At 71.9% G+C, this 22,583-nt stretch carries 16 protein-coding genes; 8 read left to right on the forward strand and 8 right to left on the reverse strand.

What is annotated here, in order from left to right:
* The first annotated feature begins 268 nt into the window (after positions 1 to 268).
* Positions 269 to 1,351 (forward strand): histidinol-phosphate transaminase, encoded by a 1,083-nt coding sequence (gene hisC, locus AC3IX6_RS18715; RefSeq protein WP_489371239.1) that lies wholly within the window; start codon positions 269 to 271, stop codon positions 1,349 to 1,351.
* 15 nt (positions 1,352 to 1,366) lie between these two features.
* Here the strand turns inward: hisC and AC3IX6_RS18720 are convergent, their stop codons facing one another.
* The gene (locus tag AC3IX6_RS18720) at positions 1,367 to 1,735 is read right to left on the reverse strand and encodes a cyclophilin-like fold protein (RefSeq protein ID WP_489371240.1); all 369 of its coding nucleotides are present in this window, start codon (positions 1,733 to 1,735) and stop codon (positions 1,367 to 1,369) included.
* 188 nt (positions 1,736 to 1,923) lie between these two features.
* Between AC3IX6_RS18720 and AC3IX6_RS18725 the strand changes: the two genes are divergently transcribed.
* From AC3IX6_RS18725 to AC3IX6_RS18740, 4 genes are all read left to right on the forward strand, one after another.
* Positions 1,924 to 3,429: a cytochrome ubiquinol oxidase subunit I gene (locus tag AC3IX6_RS18725; protein WP_489371241.1), complete on the forward strand. Its 1,506-nt coding sequence runs from the start codon at positions 1,924 to 1,926 to the stop codon at positions 3,427 to 3,429.
* A gap of 18 nt (positions 3,430 to 3,447) precedes the next feature.
* Entirely contained in the window at positions 3,448 to 4,449 is a 1,002-nt protein-coding gene (cydB, locus tag AC3IX6_RS18730) for a cytochrome d ubiquinol oxidase subunit II (RefSeq protein ID WP_489371242.1), read from the forward strand.
* 88 nt (positions 4,450 to 4,537) lie between these two features.
* The gene (gene cydD, locus AC3IX6_RS18735; RefSeq protein ID WP_489371243.1) at positions 4,538 to 8,104 is read left to right on the forward strand and encodes a thiol reductant ABC exporter subunit CydD; all 3,567 of its coding nucleotides are present in this window, start codon (positions 4,538 to 4,540) and stop codon (positions 8,102 to 8,104) included.
* Between the two features lie 10 nt (positions 8,105 to 8,114).
* Positions 8,115 to 9,863: a sensor histidine kinase gene (locus AC3IX6_RS18740; protein WP_489371244.1), complete on the forward strand. Its 1,749-nt coding sequence runs from the start codon at positions 8,115 to 8,117 to the stop codon at positions 9,861 to 9,863.
* Positions 9,864 to 9,881: 18 nt separating this feature from the next.
* On the opposite strand, the gene AC3IX6_RS18745 is transcribed toward AC3IX6_RS18740, so the two are convergent.
* Positions 9,882 to 10,817 carry an HAD hydrolase family protein gene (locus tag AC3IX6_RS18745; RefSeq protein ID WP_489371245.1) on the reverse strand — a complete coding sequence of 312 codons (936 nt, stop codon included), beginning with the start codon at positions 10,815 to 10,817 and terminating at the stop codon, positions 9,882 to 9,884.
* Positions 10,818 to 10,954: 137 nt separating this feature from the next.
* Between AC3IX6_RS18745 and AC3IX6_RS18750 the strand changes: the two genes are divergently transcribed.
* The gene (locus AC3IX6_RS18750; protein WP_489371246.1) at positions 10,955 to 11,203 is read left to right on the forward strand and encodes a hypothetical protein; all 249 of its coding nucleotides are present in this window, start codon (positions 10,955 to 10,957) and stop codon (positions 11,201 to 11,203) included.
* Positions 11,204 to 11,236: 33 nt separating this feature from the next.
* Entirely contained in the window at positions 11,237 to 12,142 is a 906-nt protein-coding gene (locus AC3IX6_RS18755; RefSeq protein ID WP_489371247.1) for an LLM class flavin-dependent oxidoreductase, read from the forward strand.
* Positions 12,143 to 12,227: 85 nt separating this feature from the next.
* Here AC3IX6_RS18755 and AC3IX6_RS18760 read toward each other — a convergent pair whose 3' ends face one another.
* The 3 genes from AC3IX6_RS18760 to AC3IX6_RS18770 form a co-directional block, all read right to left on the reverse strand.
* Positions 12,228 to 15,269, reverse strand: a complete 3,042-nt coding sequence (locus tag AC3IX6_RS18760) for a tetratricopeptide repeat protein (RefSeq protein WP_489371248.1) — start codon at positions 15,267 to 15,269, stop codon at positions 12,228 to 12,230.
* Positions 15,266 to 17,161, reverse strand: a complete 1,896-nt coding sequence (locus tag AC3IX6_RS18765; RefSeq protein ID WP_489371249.1) for an HSP90 family protein — start codon at positions 17,159 to 17,161, stop codon at positions 15,266 to 15,268. Before AC3IX6_RS18765 ends, AC3IX6_RS18760 begins: the two co-directional genes overlap by 4 nt.
* A 162-nt stretch (positions 17,162 to 17,323) precedes the next feature.
* Positions 17,324 to 17,863: an RNA 2'-phosphotransferase gene (locus AC3IX6_RS18770; protein WP_489371250.1), complete on the reverse strand. Its 540-nt coding sequence runs from the start codon at positions 17,861 to 17,863 to the stop codon at positions 17,324 to 17,326.
* 135 nt (positions 17,864 to 17,998) lie between these two features.
* On the opposite strand from AC3IX6_RS18770, the gene AC3IX6_RS18775 reads away from it, so the two are divergent.
* A complete protein-coding gene (locus AC3IX6_RS18775) occupies positions 17,999 to 18,856 on the forward strand; it encodes an aquaporin (protein ID WP_489371251.1) in 858 nt (285 codons plus the stop codon).
* Positions 18,857 to 18,961: 105 nt separating this feature from the next.
* On the opposite strand, the gene AC3IX6_RS18780 is transcribed toward AC3IX6_RS18775, so the two are convergent.
* From AC3IX6_RS18780 to AC3IX6_RS18790, 3 genes are read right to left on the reverse strand one after another with little or no spacing between them, the layout of a single operon-like run.
* Positions 18,962 to 19,876, reverse strand: a complete 915-nt coding sequence (locus tag AC3IX6_RS18780) for a MerR family transcriptional regulator (RefSeq protein WP_489371252.1) — start codon at positions 19,874 to 19,876, stop codon at positions 18,962 to 18,964.
* A gap of 10 nt (positions 19,877 to 19,886) precedes the next feature.
* The gene (locus AC3IX6_RS18785; RefSeq protein ID WP_489371253.1) at positions 19,887 to 20,810 is read right to left on the reverse strand and encodes a metal-dependent hydrolase; all 924 of its coding nucleotides are present in this window, start codon (positions 20,808 to 20,810) and stop codon (positions 19,887 to 19,889) included.
* Complete coding sequence (locus tag AC3IX6_RS18790; protein ID WP_489371488.1) at positions 20,807 to 22,579, reverse strand: SDR family oxidoreductase; 1,773 nt, start codon at positions 22,577 to 22,579, stop codon at positions 20,807 to 20,809. The genes AC3IX6_RS18785 and AC3IX6_RS18790 overlap by 4 nt, the downstream gene beginning before the upstream one ends.
* Between the last annotated feature and the right edge of the window lie 4 nt (positions 22,580 to 22,583).

Genomic DNA, 22,583 nt, shown 5'->3' on the forward strand with positions numbered 1-22,583 from the left:
ACCTTGGAAATGAAGGTCTTTGGTCACTGGGAGTATCTGGTGTCCTTGTCGACGGGACCGTGCATGCCAAAACGGTGCGCTTCCGGGCTCTGCTCAACTCACCTGTACGAGGGACGCGCGCCACGGCGCAGGCCACCGGCGCACGCATATATGCGTGCGCTCTCCCGCATTCCAGGCGCCTGCCGTTCTCGGATGGACGGAATCCTCATAAGGTGAGGAGTATTGAGTCGACGGCGACGTCGTACGGGACGGTCGAGGAGGACCTGCGGTGAGCGAGAAGAGCCCGAAGCTGCGCGCCGAGCTGGACGGCATCCCCACCTACAAGCCCGGGAAGCCCGCTGCTGCGGGCGGCCCGGTCGCGTTCAAGCTGTCCTCGAACGAGAACCCGTACCCGCCCCTGCCTGGGGTGCTGGAGAGCGTGGTCGCGGCGGCCGGCCACTTCAACCGGTACCCGGACATGGCGTGCACGGGCCTGGTGAACGAGCTCGCCGACCGCTTCGGGGTCCCGGTCGAGCACATCGCCACCGGCACCGGCTCGGTCGGTGTCGCCCAGTCGCTGATCCAGTCGACGGCGGGTCCGGGTGACGAGGTCATCTACGCCTGGCGGTCTTTCGAGGCTTATCCGATCATCGTTCAGATCTCGGGTGCGACGTCGGTCCAGGTGCCGCTCGCCGAGGGTGACGTGCACGACCTGGACGCGATGTTCGAGGCGATCACCGAGCGGACCCGCCTGATCTTCGTCTGCAACCCCAACAACCCCACCGGCACCGCCGTGCGCCGTGCCGAGCTGGAGCGGTTCCTGGACCGGGTGCCCTCCGACGTCCTCGTCGTCCTCGACGAGGCGTACAAGGAGTTCGTCCGCGACGCCGAGGTCCCGGACGGCATCGAGCTCTACCGCAGCCGCCCCAACGTCGCCGTGCTGCGTACGTTCTCCAAGGCGTACGGGCTCGCCGGCCTGCGCGTCGGCTTCGCGGTCGCGCACGAGCCGGTGGCCGCGGCGCTGCGCAAGACCGCGGTGCCCTTCGGCGTCAGCCAGCTCGCCCAGGACGCGGCGGTCGCCTCGCTGCGGGCCGAGGACGAGCTGATGGGCCGGGTCGGGTCGCTGGTGGGTGAGCGCGCCCGGGTCTACGGGTCGCTGCTGGCCCAGGGCTGGACCGTGGTGCCCGAGACGCAGGCCAACTTCGTGTGGATGCGGCTCGGCGAGCGCACCGCCGACTTCGCGGCGGCCTGCGAGAAGGCCGGCGTGGTGGTCCGGCCATTCGCGGGCGAGGGCCTGCGGGTCACGATCGGCGAGCCCGAGGCGAACGACCTCTTCCTGCACACGGCGGAGGCGTTCTTCAAGGAGCTGTAGGGCTCCGGACCGGCGTCAGGCCAGTTCCACGCGGATGGGGTCGCCGTCGCGGACGGTGGCCAGCAGGCGGGGGTCGCCGTCGAACGAGCCGAGGACGTTGCACGGGCTCGCCAGGCGGCTCTCGCCCCCGCGGGAGATCGGGGTGGGGCCGTAGGGCAGCGCGAGCGCGTCGCCCTCGGTCCAGAACGCGACCGTGCCGGGCTCGACGACCTGCTGGGCGTCGTGCTCCAGTGCCACGGAGACGCCGGTGTCGAAGTAGACCTCCTCGCCCCAGGTGTTGGCGGAGGCGGAAATCGGGAGCGCGGCGGCGAGCGCCTTGGCGGTCGGGGTCTCGTCGAGCGTTGCGGTGAGCTGGCCGGCGGGCCAGAGGAATCGAATCTTCATGGTTCGCATTCAACAATCTGTTGAATTTATTCGCTAGGGGGACCCCCCTGAAAGATGCCGACAGCAGTACGACATAATGCTTGTGAATGTGAACGCGTTCACAAGCGTGTCCTGCTTCCTCCCGGATTGAGTGGGATACAAGAGGCAAACTGCGGCTGTGACCACGGCGAAACGAAGGAGACGACGACGTGGACCTAGCTTTGGCGCCAGAGACCCTGGCGCGATGGCAGTTCGGTATTACCACCGTCTATCACTTCCTCTTCGTTCCCTTGACGATCTCGCTGGCCGCGCTCGTCGCGATCTTGCAGACCGCCTGGGTGCGTTCGGAAAAGGAGAAGTACCTCAAGGCCACCAAGTTCTGGGGCAAGCTCTTCCTGATCAACATCGCGATGGGTGTCGTCACCGGCATCGTCCAGGAGTTCCAGTTCGGCATGAACTGGTCCGACTACTCGCGGTTCGTCGGTGACATCTTCGGAGCCCCGCTGGCCTTCGAGGCGCTCATCGCCTTCTTCTTCGAGTCCACCTTCATCGGCCTGTGGATCTTCGGCTGGGACAAGCTGCCGAAGAAGATCCACCTGGCCTGCATCTGGATGGTCTCGATCGGCACCATCCTGTCCGCGTACTTCATCCTCGCGGCCAACTCCTGGATGCAGCACCCGGTCGGCTACCGGATGAACCCCGAGCGCGGCCGGGCCGAGCTCACGGACTTCTGGCTGGTGCTCACGCAGAACACCGCGCTGACCCAGTTCTTCCACACCATGACGGCGGCCTTCCTGGTCGGCGGCGCGTTCATGGTCGGCATCGCGGCCTTCCACCTGGCCCGCAAGAAGCACATCCCCGTCATGCGGACCTCGCTGCGGCTCGGCCTGGTCGTCATGATCATCGCCGGTCTGGGGACCGCCATCAGCGGAGACCTGCTCGGCAAGGTGATGTTCAAGCAGCAGCCGATGAAGATGGCCGCCGCCGAGGCGCTCTGGGACGGCGAGGCGCCGGCTCCCTTCTCCCTCTTCGCCTACGGAGACGTCGAAAAGGGCCACAACACGGTCGCCATAGAGATTCCCGGCCTGCTGTCCTTCCTGGCCAACGACGACTTCAGCTCCTTCGTCCCCGGCATCAACGACGTCAACAAGGCCGAGCAGGAGAAGTTCGGGCCCGGTGACTACCGGCCCAACATCCCCGTCGCCTACTGGGGCTTCCGCTGGATGATCGGCTTCGGGATGGCCTCGCTCGGCGTCGGCATGCTGGGGCTCTGGCTGACCCGCAAGAAGTTCATGCTGCCGCCGGGGCTGCGCACCGGTGAGGACGAGGTCCCGCACCTGGTCCTCTTCAAGAAGGCGCTGAGCCCCAAGTTCACCAACTGGTACTGGATCATCGCGCTCTGGACCATGGGCTTCCCGCTGATCGCCAACTCCTGGGGCTGGATCTTCACCGAGATGGGCCGCCAGCCCTGGGTGGTCTACGGGGTCCTGCGCACCAGGGACGCGGTCTCGCCGAACGTCTCCCAGGGTGAGGTGCTCACCTCGATGATCGGCTTCACGCTGCTCTACGCCGTGCTCGCCGTGATCGAGGTCAAGCTCCTCGTGAAGTACGTCAAGGCCGGCCCGCCCGAGCTCACCGAGGCCGACCTCAACCCGCCGACCAAGATCGGCGGGGACGACAAGAACCCCGACCGGCCGATGGCCTTCTCGTACTGAGGCTGAGGAGACCACACCATGCAACTCCACGACGTCTGGTTCGTGCTCATCGCCGTTCTGTGGATCGGCTACTTCTTCCTGGAGGGCTTCGACTTCGGTGTCGGCGTCCTGACCAAGCTGCTGGCCCGCAACCGCACGGAGAAGCGGGTCCTGATCAACACGATCGGGCCCGTGTGGGACGGCAACGAGGTCTGGCTGCTCACGGCGGGCGGCGCGACCTTCGCCGCCTTCCCCGAGTGGTACGCCACCCTCTTCTCCGGCTTCTACCTGCCGCTCCTGCTCATCCTGATCTGCCTCATCATCCGCGGGGTCGCCTTCGAGTACCGGCACAAGCGGCCCGAGGACAGGTGGCAGACCAACTGGGAACACGCGATCTTCTGGACCTCGCTGATCCCCGCGTTCCTGTGGGGCGTGGCCTTCGCCAACATCGTGCGCGGAGTGAAGATCGACCAGGACATGGAGTACGTCGGAACCTTCTTCGACCTGCTCAACGTCTACTCGATCCTCGGCGGCCTGGTCACCCTGACCCTGTTCACCTTCCACGGCGCGGTGTTCACCTCGCTCAAGACGGTCGGTGACATCCGGGACCGTTCGCGCAAGCTGGCCACGCAGCTCGGGGTGGTGACCGCCGTCCTGGCGCTCACCTTCCTGATCTGGACCCAGGTCTCGCGCGGTGACGGCTGGAGCCTGATCGCCATGATCGTGGCGGTACTGGCCCTGCTCGGGGCCCTCGGCTTCAACCTCGCGGGCCGCGAGGGCTGGTCCTTCGGCCTGTCGGGGGTCACCATCGCGGCGGCCGTCGCGATGCTCTTCCTGACGCTGTTCCCGAACGTCATGCCGTCCTCGCTGAACGACGCCTGGAACCTCACGGTCACCAACGCCTCGTCCAGCGCGTACACCCTGAAGATCATGACCTGGTGCGCGGCGGTGGCGACCCCGGTCGTCCTGCTCTACCAGGCGTGGACGTACTGGGTGTTCCGCAAGCGCATCGGCACGCAGCACATCGTCGACGTGCACTGAGAACGTGCGCTGAGAACGTGCACTGAGACGTGCACTGAGCCGACTCCGTCGACTCGCTCCGTCCGCTCCTGTATGGGGGATGTTTCACGTGAAACCGATCGACCCGCGCCTGCTCCGGTACGCCCGGTCCACCCGCCTCTTCCTGGGGGCGGTGGTGGCCCTCGGTCTCGCCGGGGCGGGGCTGGTCGTCGGCCAGGCGATGCTGATCGCCGAGATCGTGGTCGGCGCCTTCGAGGACGGGCTGGACGGCGGAGCCCTGCGGACGCCCCTGCTGCTGCTCGCGGCGGTGGCGCTCGGCCGGGGCCTGGTCGCCTGGCTGACCGAGCTGGCCGCGCACCGGGCGAGCGCGGCGGTCAAGTCGGAACTGCGCGGCCGGCTGCTGGAACGCGCGGCGGACCTCGGGCCCGGCTGGCTGAGCGGACAGCGGACGGGCTCCCTGGTGGCCCTGGCCACTCGGGGAGTGGACGCGCTCGACGACTACTTCTCGCGGTACCTGCCCCAGCTGGGGCTCGCGATCGTCGTCCCCGTGGCGGTGCTCGCGCGGATCGTCACCGAGGACTGGGTGTCGGCGGCGATCATCGTGGTCACGCTCCCGCTGATCCCCCTCTTCATGATCCTGATCGGCATGGCCACCCAGTCCCGGATGGACCGCCAGTGGCGGCAGCTGTCCCGGCTCTCGGGGCACTTCCTGGACGTGGTGGCCGGCCTGCCGACCCTCAAGGTCTTCGGCCGTGCGAAGGCGCAGGCGGAGTCCATCCGCAAGATCACCGATGACTACCGGCAGGCGACGATGCGCACGCTGCGCATCGCGTTCCTGTCCTCGTTCGCACTCGAACTGCTGGCGACCCTGTCGGTGGCGCTGGTCGCCGTGACCATCGGCATGCGGCTCGTCCACGGGGAGCTGGACCTCTACACCGGGCTGGTCATCCTGGTCCTGGCGCCCGAGGCGTATCTGCCCCTGCGTCAGGTCGGGGCGCAGTACCACGCGGCGGCGGAGGGACTGGCCGCCGCGGAAGAGATCTTCGAGGTGCTGGAGACCCCGGTCGCCGCATCGCGGGGGACGGCCCCCGTCCCGGTATCCGATCTGCGGATCGAGCTCGACGGGGTGGCCGTCCGGTACGAGCGACGGGGCGAGGACTCCCCCGGACCCGTCTCGCTGACGGTGGAACCGGGCGAATGCGTGGCCCTCACCGGACCGAGCGGCGCGGGCAAGTCCACGCTGCTCCAGGTGCTGCTGGGCTTCGTGACGCCGAGTGCGGGCCGGGTCCTGGTCGGGGGCGCGGACCTGGCCGGGCTGGCGCCCGAGCAGTGGCGGGAGCGGATCGCGTGGGTCCCGCAGCGGCCGCACCTGTTCGCGGGGACGATCGCGGAGAACGTACGGCTGGCGCGGCCCGGCGCCGACGATGCCGAGGTGACCGCCGCGCTGGTGGACGCCGGGGCGTGGGAGTTCGTACGGGCCCTGCCGCGGGGGGCGGACACCCTCCTCGGAGAGGGCGGGGTCGGACTGTCCGCCGGACAGCGCCAGCGCCTCGCGCTGGCCCGGGCGTTCCTCGCGGACCGGCCGGTGCTCCTGCTCGACGAGCCGACGGCGGCCCTGGATGGCGAGACCGAGGCGGCCGTGGTGGAGGCGGTACGCCGCCTCGCGGTCGGCCGGACCGTCCTGCTGGTGGTCCACCGGCCGGCGCTGCTGGCGCTGGCCGACCGGGTCGTGCGGGTGGGGGCCGGCCCCGCCGGGGCCTCCCCCGCCGCGCCGCTTCCCGCCGTGCCGGCGGGGCGGCCGGCGTCGGGTCCGGCACCGCGCGATCCCGGCGAGTGGATCCTCGGAGACGCACCGGAGAGAGCGGGCACCACCGTTGGCGGCGATGCCGGCGGGGGCGATCCGCTCCGGCGGGTACGGGGTGTGGCCAAGGCCTGGCAGGGACGGTTCCAGCTCGGGCTGTTCCTCGGGGCACTGGCCGTCGGGTGCAGCGTCGGGCTGATGGCCGTCTCGGGATGGCTCATCTCGCGCGCCTCCGAACAGCCGCCCGTGCTGTACCTGATGGTGGCCGTCACCGCGACGCGGGCCTTCGGCATGGGACGGGCCGTCTTCCGCTACGCGGAGCGGCTCGTGTCCCACGACGCGGTCCTGCGGATGCTCGCCGACCTGCGCGTCTCGGTGTTCCAGCGGCTGGAGCGCATCGCGCCCGCCGGGCTGCGCACCCAGCGGCGCGGGGATCTGCTGACCCGGCTGGTGGCCGATGCCGACGCCCTGCAGGACTACTGGCTGCGCTGGCTGCTGCCCGTCGGCACCGCGCTGCTCGTGGGCACCGGCTCGGTGGCGTTCACCGCCTGGCTGCTGCCCGGGGCCGGGGTGGTGCTCGCCGTCGGGCTGCTGGCCGCCGGGGTCGGCGTACCGCTCGTCAGCGCGGTCTGCGCACGCAGGGCGGAGCGCCGGCTCGCGCCCGCCCGGGGGGAGCTCGCCACCCGTGTGGCGGATCTGCTCACCGGAACCGCGGAGCTCACCGTCGCCGGAGCACTCGGCGGGCGCAAGGCCGCCGCGAAGGAGAGCGACCGCACACTGACCGGGATCGCGGCCCGCGCGGCCGCCGTCACCGGGCTCGGGAGCGGGCTGTCGGCCATCGCGTGCGGACTGACGGTCGTGTGCGCGTCCGCCGTCGGGGCGAACGCCGTCGCCGGGGGCCGGCTGTCCGGGGTGGCCATGGCCGTGGTCGTCCTGACCCCGCTGGCCGCCTTCGAGGCCGTCAGCGGGCTTCCGCAGGCCGTCCAGTACCGCCAGCGGGTCCGGCGCAGCGCCGAGCGGGTCTACGAGGTCATCGACGCGCCCGTCCCGGTCACCGAGCCGGAGCGGCCCGAAGCCCTGCCCGCCTCGCCCTTCCCGCTCCGGCTGAGGGGGCTCTCCGCCCGGCACCCCGGGCAGGAGAACGACGCGCTGGGCGGGCTCGACCTGACCCTGGAGGCGGGCCGCCGGATCGCGGTCGTCGGGTCCTCGGGAGCCGGCAAGACCACGCTGGCACAGGTCCTGCTGCGTTTCCTGGACCAGCACGAAGGCTCGTACACCCTCGGCGGGACCGACGCGCGCGCCCTCGACGGGGACGACGTGCGCCGGGTCGTGGGCCTGTGTGCCCAGGACGCCCACATCTTCGACAGCTCCGTACGGGAGAACCTGCGTCTGGCCGCCCCGGGGGCGAGCGAGGACCGGCTGCGGGAGGCCCTCGCCGCGGCCCGGCTGCTGGAGTGGGCCGAGGGGCTCCCGGACGGGCTGGACACGCTGGTCGGCGAGCACGGCGAGCGGATCTCCGGCGGTCAGCGCCAGCGTCTCGCCCTGGCGCGGGCGTTGCTCGCGGACTTCCCCGTGCTCGTGCTGGACGAGCCTGCCGAGCACCTGGACCTGGCCACCGCCGACGCGCTGACCGCGGACCTGCTGGCCGCGACCGAGGGCCGTGCCACCGTGCTGATCACGCACCGGCTGGCCGGTCTGGAAGAGGTCGACGAGGTCCTCGTCCTGGACGGCGGCGCGGTGGTCCAGCGCGGTGCCTACGCGGAGCTGGCGGCGGTCCCCGGTCCGCTGCGCGGGCTGCTGGAGCGGGAGCGGGAAGCGGACGGGACGGGCGTCATCGCACAGGCTCGACTTTCCTCGCTAAACGGGACTAACTAGGCTCAAGGGCATGTCAGCGCAGGAGTCCCAGGAATCGCCCGAGTACCCGCCGGAGTCCTCACCGGAATCGCCCGACCCGCTGGAGGCCGCGACCGCGGCCACCCGGAGTCTCCAGGGACTGTCCACCGAGCTCACGGCCCGGGTGCCGCAGTTGCTGGAAGCCATGCGGTCGGTCGGTACCGGCCTCGAACTGCACTCCACGCTGGACCGGATCTGCGAGACGGCCGCCGAGCTCGCGGACGCCCGCTACGCGGCCATCGGCGTGGTCGACACCGAGGGCCGGGGGCTCTCGGACTTCGTCACCTTCGGGATCAGCGACGCGCTGGCGAAGAAGATCGGGCACCGCCCGGACGGGAAGCGCGGCCTGCTCGGCGCGCTGATCTCGCACCCCGACACGGTGCAGCTCGCCGACCTGACCAAGGACCCGCGCTCGGCGGGCTTCCCCGCCCATCACCCGCCGATGAAGACCTTCCTCGGCGTTCCGATCCGGGTCCAGGGAGAGATCTTCGGGAACCTCTACCTCGCGGAGAAGAACGGCGGGGGCCCGTTCAACGACTACGACGTCCACATGGTCCGGGTGCTGGCCACCGAGGCGGGCATCGCCATCGGCAACGCCCGGCTCTACGAGGCCGCCACCCAGCGCGAGCGCTGGATCGACGGCTCGGTGGCCGTCACCACGGCCCTGCTGTCGGGCGGGGACGCGGACGACGCGCTCGCGGTCGTCGCCGAACAGGCCCGCCGGCTCGCCGATTCGGCCGCCGGGATCGTGATGCTCCCGGCCGAAGAGGGCGGGATGGAGATCGTCGCCGTCTCCGCGGAGAACCCGGCGACCTCGCTCGGCGTCGTCATCCCGGCCGAGAGCCCGGTGGTGGCCAGGCTGCTGGAGGGCGAGCCGGTCTTCGTGGACGACGCCGCCTCCGACCCGCGCATGATCAGCCGTCTGACCAGCCAGTACGGGGCCTGCATGATGCTTCCGCTGCAGAGCGGGGGCCGGGTGCTGGGGGCCCTCGTCACGCCGCGGGCGCGCGGAAAGCGGCCGTTCACCGAGGCGGAGCGGACCCTGGCCACGCAGTTCGCCTCACAGGCGGCCCTGGCGCTGATGATGGCGGAGGCGCAGCGGGACCGGGAGCGCCTCGCGGTGTTCGAGGACCGCGACCGGATCGCCCGCGACCTGCACGACCTGGTCATCCAGCGGCTCTTCGCCACCGGGATGATGCTGGAGGGCGCTCAGCGCCGCTCCATCGTCCCGGAGGTCCGCGACGGCGTCGGCAAGGCCGTGGACGAGCTCGACGTGACGATCCAGGAGATCCGCACCGCGATCTTCGCGCTCCAGCAGGGACCGGCGGAGGCCCCCTCGGGGCTGCGCACCCGGGTGCTGCGGGAGATCAACATGGCTGCCGTGCCGCTGGGCTTCAAGCCCGCGCACCGGTTCCTCGGACCGATCGACGCGGTCGTCGGGGAGCTCGTCGGCAAGAACCTGATCGCCGCCCTGCGCGAGGCCCTGTCGAACGCGTTCCGCCACTCGGAGGCCTCCCGGATCGAGGTGGTGCTCGACTCCACCGTCAGCCTGGCCGACGGGCGCCCCGGGGTCCGGCTGGAGGTGGCCGACGACGGGGTGGGCATCCCGGAGGGCGGACGGCGCAGCGGGCTGCGGAACCTGCGCCGGCGGGCCGAATCGCTCGGCGGCTCCAGCTCGTACGGCCCCGGCCTCGGCGAGGAGGGCGGCGGGACCACCCTGGTGTGGGAGGCCCCGCTGTAGCCGGGCTCCGGCCCGTGGCTACGCCTCGGTGCGGGCGGTCCGTTCGGCCAGGATGCGCTCGATGACCAGGGCGACGCCGTCCTCGTTGTTGGCGACCGTACGGCCCGAGGCGGCCGCGATCACATCCGGATGGGCATTGCCCATCGCGTAGGAGGTGCCGGCCCAGCCGAGCATCTCCACGTCGTTCGGCATATCGCCGAAGGCGACCACCTCGGCCGGCGAGATGCCGCGCTCCTCGCAGCACAGCGCCAGGGTGCTCGCCTTGGAGACCCCCGGGCCGCTGATCTCCAGCAGGGAGGTCGGGCTGGAGCGGGTGATCGAGGCGTACGCACCGGCGACGGAGCGGGCCAGGGCCAGGAACTCGTCCGGAGCCAGTTCGGAGTGGTGCGCGAGCACCTTGAGCACGGGCGCCGAATCGTCGTCCGTGGCCTCGTGGAGCAGGTTCTCGGCAGTGGCGACGTTGGCGCCCGGGTCCTGGAAGAACGGCGGGTACTGCGGTTCGTAGTTGATGCCGGTGGTCAGCTCGACGGCGAAGGAGGTGCCGGGGGCGGCGGCCCGCAGGGCCTCCACCACCTTGAGCGCGGTGATCCGGGGCAGCGGCCTGACCTGGACGAACTCCCGGCCCGCGGGCTGCCGGCCGGTGGCGTGCTCGTCGGTGGCGTGCCGGTCGATGGCATGCAGGTCGACGACGGCGGCGCCGTTCGCGCAGATGGCCAGGCCGTGGCCCTGGACGTGGTCGCTGACCACCCCCATCCAGCGGGCCGGGCGTCCGGTCACGAAGAACACCGCGATGCCGGCCTCCTCGGCGGCGGCGAGTGCGGCGACGGTGCGCTCCGAGACGGACTTGTCGTCACGCAGCAGAGTGCCGTCGAGGTCGGTGGCGATAAGCCGGGTCGCGGGGGTGGGCCCGTCGGGGCGCTGGGGAGCCGAGGTCACGGCTCCATCTTCGCCCATGCCGGCGGTCGGCGATGTTTCACGTGAAACATCGCCACATGGTTGTCAGTGGGTGGTGGAAGGATCTTCTCGCCGGCTCCGCTGCCGTTCGCGCCGCCGGCTCGGTGCCGGTTCCGACGACGTCACACGGGGGCGACGTGCTCATCCCTTCAGCCCGCACGCCGGACTGCGATGCCTGTGGCGGCCCGCACGCCACCTGGGCCGTGAGCCTGGCGATGGTCCTGTGCACGGCCTGCGAACGAGCGAGCACCCACCACCCGGAGCGAGAACCGGTCCTGGTGGGCAAGGTCCTGGCCGACGCGGCCGACGCCCTGGCCCACACGGCCCACCCCTACTCCGCCGTCCTCCTCGCCCTGTGGCGGACCAGGGCCCAGCGCGGGACATGACGGCGTCCGGCACGGCGGTCGTAGGCTCTGGTCATGACTCTTCGCCTGAGCACCGTGATCCTTCCCGTCCACCGGTGGCACGAAGGGGGACGCGAACGCTGGCAGCGGGCCGAGGAACTGGGGTTCCACGCGGCCTACACCTACGACCACCTGTCCTGGCGGACCTTCCGGAACGGGCCGTGGTTCGGCGCGCTGCCGACGCTTACGGCCGCCGCGACGGCGACGGAGCGGCTGCGCCTCGGCACGCTCGTGACCTCGCCGAACTTCCGCCACCCGGTGACGCTCGCCAAGGAGCTGCTCTCCCTCGACGACATCTCGGGCGGCCGGATCACGCTCGGCATCGGCGCCGGCGGCAACGGGTTCGACGCCACCGTGCTCGGACAGGAGCAGCCGTGGACCCCCAAGGAGCGCGCCGACCGGTTCGGGGAGTTCCTGCCGCTGCTCGACCGGCTGCTCACCGAGGACTCCGTCTCCCAGCGGGGCACGTTCTACTCGGCCGAGGAGGCCTTCAACATCCCCGGGTGCGTCCAGCGGCCCCGGCTGCCCTTCGCCGTCGCCGCGACCGGCCCGCGCGGGCTGAAGCTCGCCGCGCGGTACGGGCAGGCGTGGGTGACGACCGGTGATCCGAAGATCTTCGACGAGGGCACCCCGGAGCAGTCGGTGCAGGCCCTGCGCGGCCAGGTCGAGAAGCTGGGCAAGGCGTGTGCGGAGACCGGCCGGGACGTGGACGAGCTGGACAAGGTCCTGCTCACGGGCTTCACCCCGGACCGGGGACGGCCGCTGGAGTCCGTGGCGGCCTTCGTCGACTTCGCGGGCCGCCACCAGGAGCTCGGCTTCACCGAGCTCGTGATCCACTGGCCGATCCCCGACTCCGACTTCGCCGCCGACCAGGGCGTCTTCGAGCAGATCGCCACCGAGGCGCTCGCCCAGCTGGGCTGAGCTGCGCGGAGCTGGACCGCTGCCGCTGCCGCTGCCGTCGCCCCGGGCTTCCGGAGCGACGGGCAGCGCGTGGCGGCGCGCCGCCTCAGGGCGAGGTGCGCAGCAGGTGCTCCGTCGTGCGTTCGGCGCTTTCCAGGAGCCACTCCGGAGCCACGCCCTCGGGCAGCGCGCGAACCTCGGCCGCCAGTGCCGAGACCCGGGCGGCGCCGGCTTCGGGCCGTCCCAGCTCGTGTTCGGTCCAGGCGGCGTTGTTCACGCACTGGAACCGGGCCTGCAGATGGTCCGGGCCGAGCTCCGCGTGGAGGGCGGCGGCCCGTTCCCAGAGCAGGATCTCCTCCAGCCGCAGCGCCTCCAGCTCCGCCGCGCCCAGCGGTTCGGCGGGCCCTGAGCCCCCGCCCTCCTCTTCCTGATCGCCTTCCTCGCGTGCCTCCTCGTCGGCGCGGACCCGGCGGTCGAGGACCTGGGCGAGCTGGTTCCAGGTCTCGGCCAGTTCGGCCCGTGCCTCGACGTCCTCGGGCGCGTCCGCCAACGCGGCGGTCAGGACCTCGGCCGCCGCGTCCATCCGGGACCGGGCCCCCGACACGGCCGCGTCGGTGACCTCTTCGCGCAGCCCCAGCCAGGCCAGCGACCGCAGGATCCGCACCTCGGCGACCGGCGCGTCCTTCGACCGCCTGCGCAGTTCGAGCGCCCGCTCGTACGCGGCGACCGCCTCCGGCACCAGACGTGCCTCGGAGAGCTGATCGGCGGCGGCCTGGGCGAAGTTCGCCTGCGGACGCGGGTCCTCCCAGTCCTCGGAGAGCTCCGCCGCCAGCAGGTACTGCTCGGCCGCGCCCCGGGGGTCCTGCAGTTCGCGCAGCAGGTCGCCCAGGAACTCCCGTACGGAGACGGCCTGGCCCTCACCGTGCTCCAGCAGGTCCGGCAGCGTCGACTGCAGCACCTCGGCCGCCTCGGCGGTGTGGCCCTCGCGGGCGTGGCACCGGGCGAGCAGCAGTCGGGCCTGTGCCCCGCCGTCGGCGGTGAGCCCCGCCTGATCGAACCAGTGCGCTGCCTCCATAGCGTGCCGCGCGGCCTCCGCGTCGGCCTCGCCCCGCCCCAGCAGGATGTCGGCGAGGGTGAGCCGTACGACGCCCTGCGCCTCGGCGTCGGTCACCTCGGCGGCATGCGCCAGCCCGGCCCGGGCCGACTCCTCGGCCTCCGCCGCGCGGTCCAGCGACATCAGCACGCCGGCCCGCAGCACGAGCGGGTCCACGGCGAGCCACGGCCGGCCCGCGGACACCGAGCGGTCGGCGGATCCGGCGAGCAGCGTCACGGCACGTTCCGGGTCGCCCTGCGAGAGGGCGAGCCGTCCCAGCATCTCCTCGGCCTCCGCCACCACGTCGGGCAGGGCCGCGGCGTAGGCATCGGCGAAGGCGGCGAGTTCGGTGGCCAGCTCACTGTGCCCGTGCCCGTGCCCGTCCTGATCGTGGCCGTGGCCATGCCCGTTGCCGTCGCCGTGCCCGTGCTCGGGGTCCTCGGTGGCCTCGACCGAGCGCAGGTACGACTCCACCCGGATCCCGGTCAGCTCCGCGAGGGCGATCCGCCGGGTGCGCAGCGGCTCGTCCGCGTCCAGCGCCTCGGCGGCGCGCAGGGCGACGGCCAGCAGCGCGCGCAGCTCCCCCGGCTCGGTGCCCGACTGCGCGGCCACGGTCGCCAGCCGCAGTTCGGCCAGGGCGGCGCGCTCCGCGATCCCCAGCCCCCGGTAGCGCTCGCGTACGCCGGCCAGTAGTTCCGCGGCGTTCGCGGCGCCGGCCCGTGCGGCTGCCAGGGCCCGGTGGTCCGCCACATCGGCGGCGGCCAGCGGATCGGACCCGGCCGCCGCCTCGGGGCGCAGGGCCACCTCTTCCCACAGGCCGTCCGCGCCGGGATGCCCGAGGTCGCGTGCGGCCCGGGCCCGTTCCACGAGTTCCGCGAAGCCCTCGGCCGGTGCTGCCGCCCTCGCCACGGGGGCGGGGCCCGGCTTCGGGAGCGCCGCGAGTGCGGAGCTTCGTACGCCCAGCGGCAGGACCGCGGTCAGCGGGGCCGCGGCGATCCGCGCGAGGAACCGCTCCGAGACCCGGGTGGAGCCGTTGCGCGCGTCGAACCGCCGGGCGATGTCGAGGGAGCCCGCGCGCAGGGCCTCGTACAGCTCGGACACGGTGCGCGGGCTGCCTTCGTAGGGGACGGCGGGGCTCTGTCCGTGGCCCAGATCCGTCAGTCGGCGCAGCAGGACGAGGATTCCGCCGTGGAAGGCCAGCTGGTCGGAGAGGTTGGCGAGCGGTGCCACGTGCGCGGCGTGCTCGGCCAGGATCTCCAGGCCGCGGGACTCGTTCCCGGTGAGCGCGCAGAACTCGATGTGCCGTCCCACCGAGGGCAGCAGGCTCTCCTTGTCGCGGGCCAGCCGGTATCCGCGCAGATGGGCCGAGCGGGCCTCGTCGAGGCGGCCGAGCCGCACCAGCGGGAGCAGCGAGGAAGCCAGGACCCGGTGGGGTTCCTCGGCACAGGTCTGCTCGCCGGACAGCACCGGCTGCCAGACCTCCAGGGCCTCGGCGTCGTCACCGCGCAGCATGGCGTAGTGGCCCTGGCTGTTGAGTTCGCAGGCGTGGCAGTCGCTCATGTCGTCGCGGTCGGCGGCCTGCCAGCGGGCGTACGCGCGTCCGGCCCGCTCGTCGTCGCCGGTCGTGTCGGCGAGCCACAGTTCGGCCTCGCGCACGGGGCGTTCGCTGTAGCCGGCGATCCGGTAGCGCCGTTCCATCTCGTCCAGCCAGCCGGCGGCCGACTCCAACGGGATCTCGGGCGAGTGGCCGATGGCGCTGGCGATCCACTTGAACTGCCAGAACAGCGAGTGGGCGTCCCACTCGTCGAAGGCGCCGGGGTCCTTGTCGTACTCCTGGAGCAGCCGGGCGAAGGGCACGAGCATCTTCGGCGACTCGGAGCTGTACAGGTAGGCGTTGATCAGGTTGTCCAGCGCCGCACGGAACAGCGGGCGGTCCCCGGTCGCTTCGGCGGCGGCGGACAGGGCCTCGGCGTGGGCGTTGCGTGCGGCCCCGCCCGGAGCCTGGCGGTTCTCGGCCAGTCCGCGCTCGATCTCCTCGCCCGTCATCGTGCTCACTTCTGCCCCTCCTGGGTGTCGGTGCTGTCCGTGCTGTCCGTGCTGTTCGTACGGTCGGTGCCGTCCGTGCCGTTGACGGCGTGGGTCGCCCATTCCAGGAGCCCGAGGAAGGCCCGGTTGAGCAGGGTGGTGTCGGCCGCCCGCAGGGGCCGCTGCGACCTCAGCAGGGCCTGGCCGTACAGCGATTCGACGGCGGTGGCGGTCAGCGCCTCGTCGGGGAGGGCGGCGATCCGTCGGATGAGCGGGTTGTTGTGGTTGAGCACGAGGCGGGCGCGCGGGGCGGAGCCGCGCAGCGAACCGAGGATGCCGCTCCACAGCGAGTCGGCCGTCTCGAGGGCGGCGGTGCGGTCGCGCTCCTGCCGGGCCTGGCGGTCGTCGAGGTAGAGCGCGGGGACGTTGGCGGGCTGGAAGGCGCGCAGGACGACGTCGCAGCTCTGGGGTTCCAGGCGGGTGCGGGCGGTGGCCAGGAAGGGGGCCAGGGCCAGTTCGGCGGAGGTCGGCACCGGATCGAGGCGCTCGGTGACGGCTCCGGCATCGAGCTCGGTGACCTTGAGCTCCGGCCGTACGGCGGGCAGCAGGGCCAGCAGGTCGGCGTCGTAGGTGTAGCCGGCGTTGATGACCCCGAGGCCATGGGCCGCCGCGATCGGGGCGATCTGGCGGAACTCCTCCACGGTCCGGGTGAAGTGGATCTCCGTGTGCGCGGCGGCGAACTCCTCCAGGTTCATCGAACCGTCACTGGTCTCGAACGGCAGCCACGGCAGCATCAGGCCGAGCAGCTCGGCGTCGTGCCGGGCCAGCGACTTCACCCCGAGGTGGTGGACGCTCAGGAAGGCGGCCAGCCGCTCGGGTTCGCTCGTGGCGAGCTCGGCGAGCCAGGCGCGGACGCGGGCGCCGAGGGCCTCGCGCACGGCGGCGAGCGTTTCGTCGTCGTACAGGTTCTCGCGGGAGGCGGTGGGCCGCAGGGTGTCGGTGTCGAGGACGGCGCGGACGAAGAACGCCCAGTCGGGCAACAGGTTGTCGGCCTTGTCGGTCAGCAGCATGCCCTTGAGGTGGACGCGGTGTCCGGACCGGTGGGCGGGGCTGGTCGGCTCGGGCAGGACGTACGCGACTCCGCGCACTCCGGCCACGGGAAGGTCGAGGTCGATGCTGTCGAGCGGGGTGAAACCGAAGAGCTGCGCGCAGTGCCCGGCGAGCGCGACGCGGCGGGCCGCGGGGGTGGGGAAGGGCCGGTCCCAGACGGCGGGCCGGTCGGTGACCGGGCGGGGTCCGGCGGCGGAGCCGTCGTCGAAGGTGATGTCGTAGGGCAGCAGGGAGCCGTAGTCGCGGGCCAGTTGCTCGACCTTGGCCGGGACGGTCCACTCCTCGGCGCCCGGACGGGCCTCCAGGACGACGGTGGTGCCGGGCTCCGGGCGGGCGTCGGAGGGCAGTTCGCGGACCGTGTACGAGCCGTCGTCCGTGGCCAGCCATTCGACGGGCGCGGCCAGCGGATCGCGGGCGGAACGGGTGACCACGCGGATCTCGCGGGCGACGACGAAGCAGGCGAGCAGACCGATGCCGAACTGGCCGAGGAACTCCTGACGGGTGGTCTCCAGGCCGTGCGGGCCTCCGCGCTTGGAGCTGCGTCCGATGGTGGCGAGGAGGGAGTGGGCCTCGTTGGCGGTCAGGCCGATGCCGCTGTCCTCGATGGTCACCCGGTTCCCGGTCGCCGACAGGCGGATGGCGATCTCGGCTTCGGGGTCCAGGGCGTGGCGGGCGGTGACCGCGTCGACGGCGTTCTGGAGGAGCTCGCGGACGTATACGCGGGGACTGGAGTAGAGGTGGTGGGAGAGCAGGTCGACGAGGCCGCGCAGATCGACCTGGAAGGTGTTCGGATGAGGTTCTTCGGGGATCATGGAGCGTCACCTCGCGTGCTGGTACGGGTTGTTCGGCGACCGCGAGGTACCCCCCTCACAGATCCCGGAGTGAGGAACAGAGTAGGGGGATGATCCGACAATCCCTCTGTGAATTCCGGGGCATCCGGGGCTACTCAGGGGTTTCTCGGGGGCTCCCCCGGTTTATTGGAACCGCAGGAATTGCGGCGGTACGGAGTCCGCCAGCCACACCCCATTGGCGCTGATCCGAAAGACGTGCCCCGCGGCGCGCATCGCCCCCGCGTCCACGGCGAGGACGACCGGCCGGCCGCGCCGTGCGCCGACGCGGGTCGCGGTCTCCCGGTCCGGGGAGAGATGGACGTGGTGGCGGGCCATCGGGCGCAGTCCTTCGGCGCGGATCGCGTCCAGGGCGGCCGCGACGGTGCCGTGGTAGAGGTACGCGGGCGGTTCGGCCTCCGGCAGGTCCAGGTCCACGGGGACGGTGTGCCCCTGGCTGGCGCGGATCCGGCTGCCGTCGACGGCGAACCGCTGCTTGTCGTTGGCGGCGACCACGTGGTCGAGCTCGGCCCGGCTGATGGCGAAGCCGTGTGCGGCCGCGGCGCTCAGAAGATCGTCGATCTCCACCCAGCCGTGCGGGTCGAGCACCAGTCCGATCCGTTCCGGCTGATGGCGGAGGTGTTTCGAGACGTATTTGGACACCTTGACGGTGCGCTTGTCATCCATTCGCCCAGCGTGACGGCTCGGCCGGGTCCGGCGCAGCGATTTTTCGCCGTTCTCTCGAACCTGGACTCCCCCTATCGCGTTTCCAAGATACGGAATACATTTTCCGCTGAACTGCCACTCAAGGGGAAGAAAAGTATGACAAACAGTGCGTCTCTGTCGCGGCGTGCGACCGCCGAGCTCGTCGGCACCGCCGCCCTCCTCGTGGTCGTCATCGGATCGGGAATCCAGGCCGCGGCGCTCACCTCCGATACGGGGGTGGCCCTGGTCGCCAACTCGCTCGCCTCGGCCATCGGACTCGGGCTGATCATCACCCTCTTCGGGCCGCTCTCCGGCGCCCATCTCAACCCGGTGGTCACCCTCACGGCCTGGTGGGGCCGGCGCACCGGCGGCGAAGGGCTCGACGGCCGGGAGGCCCTGGTCTACGTGGCGGCCCAGACCGCCGGGGCCATAGGCGGCGCCGTCCTCGCGGAAGCGATGTTCGGCCGCGTCCCCGGAGCCTTCTCCACCCAGGTCCGCGACGGGGGACACCTGCTCGTCGGCGAGGTCGTGGCCACCGCCGGACTGGTCCTGGTGATCCAGGGCCTCGGCCGCATCGGCCGGCCGAAGCTGATCCCGGCCGCGGTCGCCGCCTACATCGCCGCCGCGATCTGGTTCACCTCCTCCGGGTCCTTCGCGAACCCGGCCGGCACCATCGGGCGCAGCTTCAGCGACTCCTTCACCGGAATCGCCCCGCAGTCGCTGCCGGGGTTCGTCGCCGCCCAGCTCGTCGGCGGGATCCTCGGCCTGGTCCTCGCGGCCGTGCTCTACGGGAACACCCGCCGGGCAGCCGCCGACGCCACCGACGCCCTTGGTGCGGCCGCCCCGGCCGGCACCACCGGCACCACCGGCACCACCGGCACCACCGGCACCACCGGCACCACCGGCACCACCAAGACCACCGGCCCGGTGGCCGAAACCAGCGCGCCCGGACCGGCGTTCCAGGCCGTCGGCTGACCCTCCGGTCCGGGTTCCCCACAGGTCGGCCGGACTTGTCCACAGCCCTTTGCGCCGGTTTCGGCGACAAAAGCGTGATCCGGCCTGTGGACTACTGAGCGAGCACTACCGGCCGCCGCGGCTGGCCAGATCGTTCATCGTCCGGGCCTGCAACTCCCGTTCCGTGGCGGCCCGGACGAACTCCGCCACATGGTCGGGCCCCACCAGCTCCTGCACCGCCCGCACGGTCTCCGCGGGCAGCGCCACCGGGGCCGGCCCGGACGGCTGAGGGGTCCCGACGGCCCCGAGGTGCTGCTGCAGGTGGCGGGTCGCGAAGAGGCGCATCGCCCGCGCCAGCTCCGCGTCCACCGTCTGCTGGGCCAGGGGCCGCAGTCTCCGTACCATCGTCGCCGCCTCGGCCGCGTCGGAGTCCGTCGGGGGGACGGACCCCAGGTACCGGGCGAAGACGTGCTCCGTGGTGAACTCCAGGAAGCGCGAGGCGATCAGCTCCACCTGGCCGCGCAGCTCCCGCAGATGACCGGTGATCGCGGGTAGCGGGACCCCGGCGGCGTACAGTTCGGCGGCCACGGACAGCTCCTGCGGGGACGGTACGAGGAACTGGTCCGGGCGCCCCGGGATCCGCTCCAGCACGCCCAGTTCGCACGCCTCGCCGACGGCTTCCTCGTCCGGCTTGCCGCCGAACCGCTCGTTCAGCTCGTCCCGGCTTATCCGGGCCGCTTCCTCGTCCGTCCACGGCCCGTGCACCTCGGCCACGAGCCCGAGCACTCCGCCGAGCCCGCGGCCCGCGTCCCAGGCCTCCAGCAGTTCCTTGATGGAGGCCAGGGTGTACCCGCGGTCCAGCAGGTCGGCGATCTGGCGCAGCCGCGCCAGATGCGTGTCCCGGTAGACGTTGGAACGGCCTCGCCGCTCCGGCTTCGGCAGCAGACCGCGGTCCTGGTACGCCCGGATCGTGCGGACGGTCGCACCGCTGTGGTGCGCCAGATCCTCGATCCGGTACTCGGCTACTGCCTGATCGGACAATCCCGGCTCCCTACGACATGGCGGCTCGGCCGAGCGCGCCCGCAGCTGACCGGGCGGCAGGTGAAGCCGCGAGGTACTCGACCGCCCTGCGCAGCGAGCCCTCCTGCGAGGGATGGTACGACCGCCGCAGGTAGCGGGGTATGGCCATGCCGAGCTCTCTCCAAGTGGGCAGCAGACCCTTGGCCACGGCCCGGTTGTGCTCGCGCAGCGAATAGCGGGTCCGTCCGCGCAGTTCGGGGTCGTTGCGCAGCAGGTACGAGGCCCCCGCGATCCACAGCCAGCCCAGGACGGGCGCGACCACGGCCATCCCCTCGATGCGGCGGAGGTAGCGGGGCAGGCCCGCGCCGCCGCAGTGCTGGTACATGTCGAAGGCGACGGAGCGGTGCTCCACCTCCTCCGCGCCGTGCCAGCGCAGCAGGTCGAGCATGACCTCGTCCGCTCCGGCCGCATCCAGTCCCTCGGCGCCGAGGACCCAGTCCCCGAGGACCGCCGTGAACTGCTCGATCGCGGCGACCAGCGAGAGCCGGAAGCGCAGCCACTCCTGGGCCGTGATCGGGGCACCGAACGGCGGGGTCTCCCCCAGCAGCTTCTCGAAGAGGAAGTCCACGTACTTCGTGTACGCCTCGGTGGGCAGCCGCTGTTCGGCGAGGTGGTCCAGGACGTAGGAGTGCTGCACGCTGTGCGTGGCCTCCTGGCCCATGAACCCCTTCACGTCGCTGCGCAGCTTCGGGTCCGTGACCAGGGGAAGGCCCTCTTTGAAGACCTTCACGAACCACCGCTCGCCGGCCGGCAGCAGCAGGTGCAGCACGTTGACGACGTGGGTGGCGGTGGGCTCGTCCGGTATCCAGTGCAGCGGGGTGGTCTTCCAGTCGAAGGCCACCCGGCGCGGTGCGATCGCGTACCGGGCAGCCCTGCCCAGGACCGCCCCGCTCACAGCTTGGGCTCCAGTTTCGCGAACCGCCGCAGGGTGCCCGGCGCGAACCGGGACATCCACAGGGCGCCCTTGGACTCGGGGGTCACCGGGACCACGGCCTGGTTCTTCACGACCGCGAGCAGGATCGCGTCCGCGACCTTCTCCGGCGGGAAGTTGCGCAGCCCGTAGAGGCGCGAGGACTTCTGCTGGCGCCGCTTCTCCTCGGCCTCGTCCACTCCGGCGAAGCGGGAGGTGGCGGTGATGTTGGTGTTGACGATGCCGGGGCAGATCGCCGAGACCCCGATCGACTTCGAGGCCAGTTCGGCCCGCAGGCACTCGCTGAGCATCAGCACCGCCGCCTTGGAGGTGCTGTACGCGGGCAGCGTCTTGGACGGCAGGTAGGCCGCGGCGGAGGCGGTGTTGACGATGTGCCCGCCCTGGCCGCGCTCGGCCATCTGCTTGCCGAAGAGCCGGCAGCCGTGGATGACGCCCCACAGGTTGACGTCGAGGACCCTCTTCCAGTCCTCGGCGGTCGTGTCCAGGAACGGGCCCGACAGGCCGACGCCGGCGTTGTTGACCAGGACGTCCACGATCCCGTACTCGGAGGCGACCTTCTCGGCGAGCTTCTCCATGGCCTGCTCGTCGCTGACGTCGACGCACTCGCCCCAGGCCTGCGGCGAGCCGACCAGGCGCGCCATGTCGGCGGTGCGGGCGGCGCCGTCGGCGTCCCGGTCCACGCACACCACACGGGCGCCGGCCTCGGCGAACGCGAAGGCGGTGGCCCGGCCGATGCCGCTGGCGGCTCCGGTGACCAGGACCAGCCGGCCGCCGAAGCGGTCCGCGTACCGGCCCGGGGCCTTCTGCTCCGGCGCCCGCGTGGCGGGCTCCTCCCGGGAGGTGACGAAATCGGTGATCCACGCGGCCAGCTGGTCCGGCCGGGTCCGCGGCACCCAGTGCTTGGCCGGCAGGGTGCGCCGCACCAGGTCCGGGGCCCACAGCTCCAGATCGTCGTAGAGCCGCTCGGAGAGGAAGGCGTCCCCGGTGGGGGTGATCAGCTGCACCGGTACGTGGGCGTACGCGTCGGCGCGCGGTCGGCGCATCCGGGGCCGGACGTTGTCCCGGTAGAGCCAGGCGCCGTGCGCGGCGTCGGAGGGCAGGGAGGCCGTCGGGTAGTCCCCGGCCGGGACCTGCTCGACCCGCTCCAGCATCTTGGGCCAGTGCTTGCCGAGCGGTCCGCGCCAGGCGAGCTCGGGCAGCACGGGCGTGTGCAGCATGTACACGTACCAGGACTTGGCGCCCTGGTTGAGCAGCTGGGCCAGCCGGCGCGGGGTGGGCCGGGCCATCCGCTTCTTGATCCAGTGCCCGAAGTGGTCCAGGGAGGGCCCCGACATCGAGGTGAAGGAGGCGATCCGGCCCTCGGTCCGGGCGACCGTCGCGAACTCCCAGCCCTGTACGGATCCCCAGTCGTGGCCGACCAGGTGCACCGGGCGGTCCGGGCTGACCGCGTCCGCGACCGCGAGGAAGTCGTCGGTCAGCTTCTCCAGGGTGAACCCGCCGCGCAGCGGCTGCGGGGCGGTGGAGCGCCCGTGTCCCCGTACGTCGTAGAGCACGACGTGGAACCGGGAGGCCAGCTGCTCGGCGACCTGCGACCAGACCTCCTTGCTGTCCGGGTACCCGTGCACCAGGACGACCGTCGGCCGCTCCGTGTCGCCGAGTTCGACGACGCACAGCTCGACCCCGCCGGTGCTCACCCAGCGCTCGCGCCCGCCCGCCAGGCCCGCGTCCGTCATTGCG

Source organism: Streptomyces sp. GL_141, assembly GCF_057834385.1.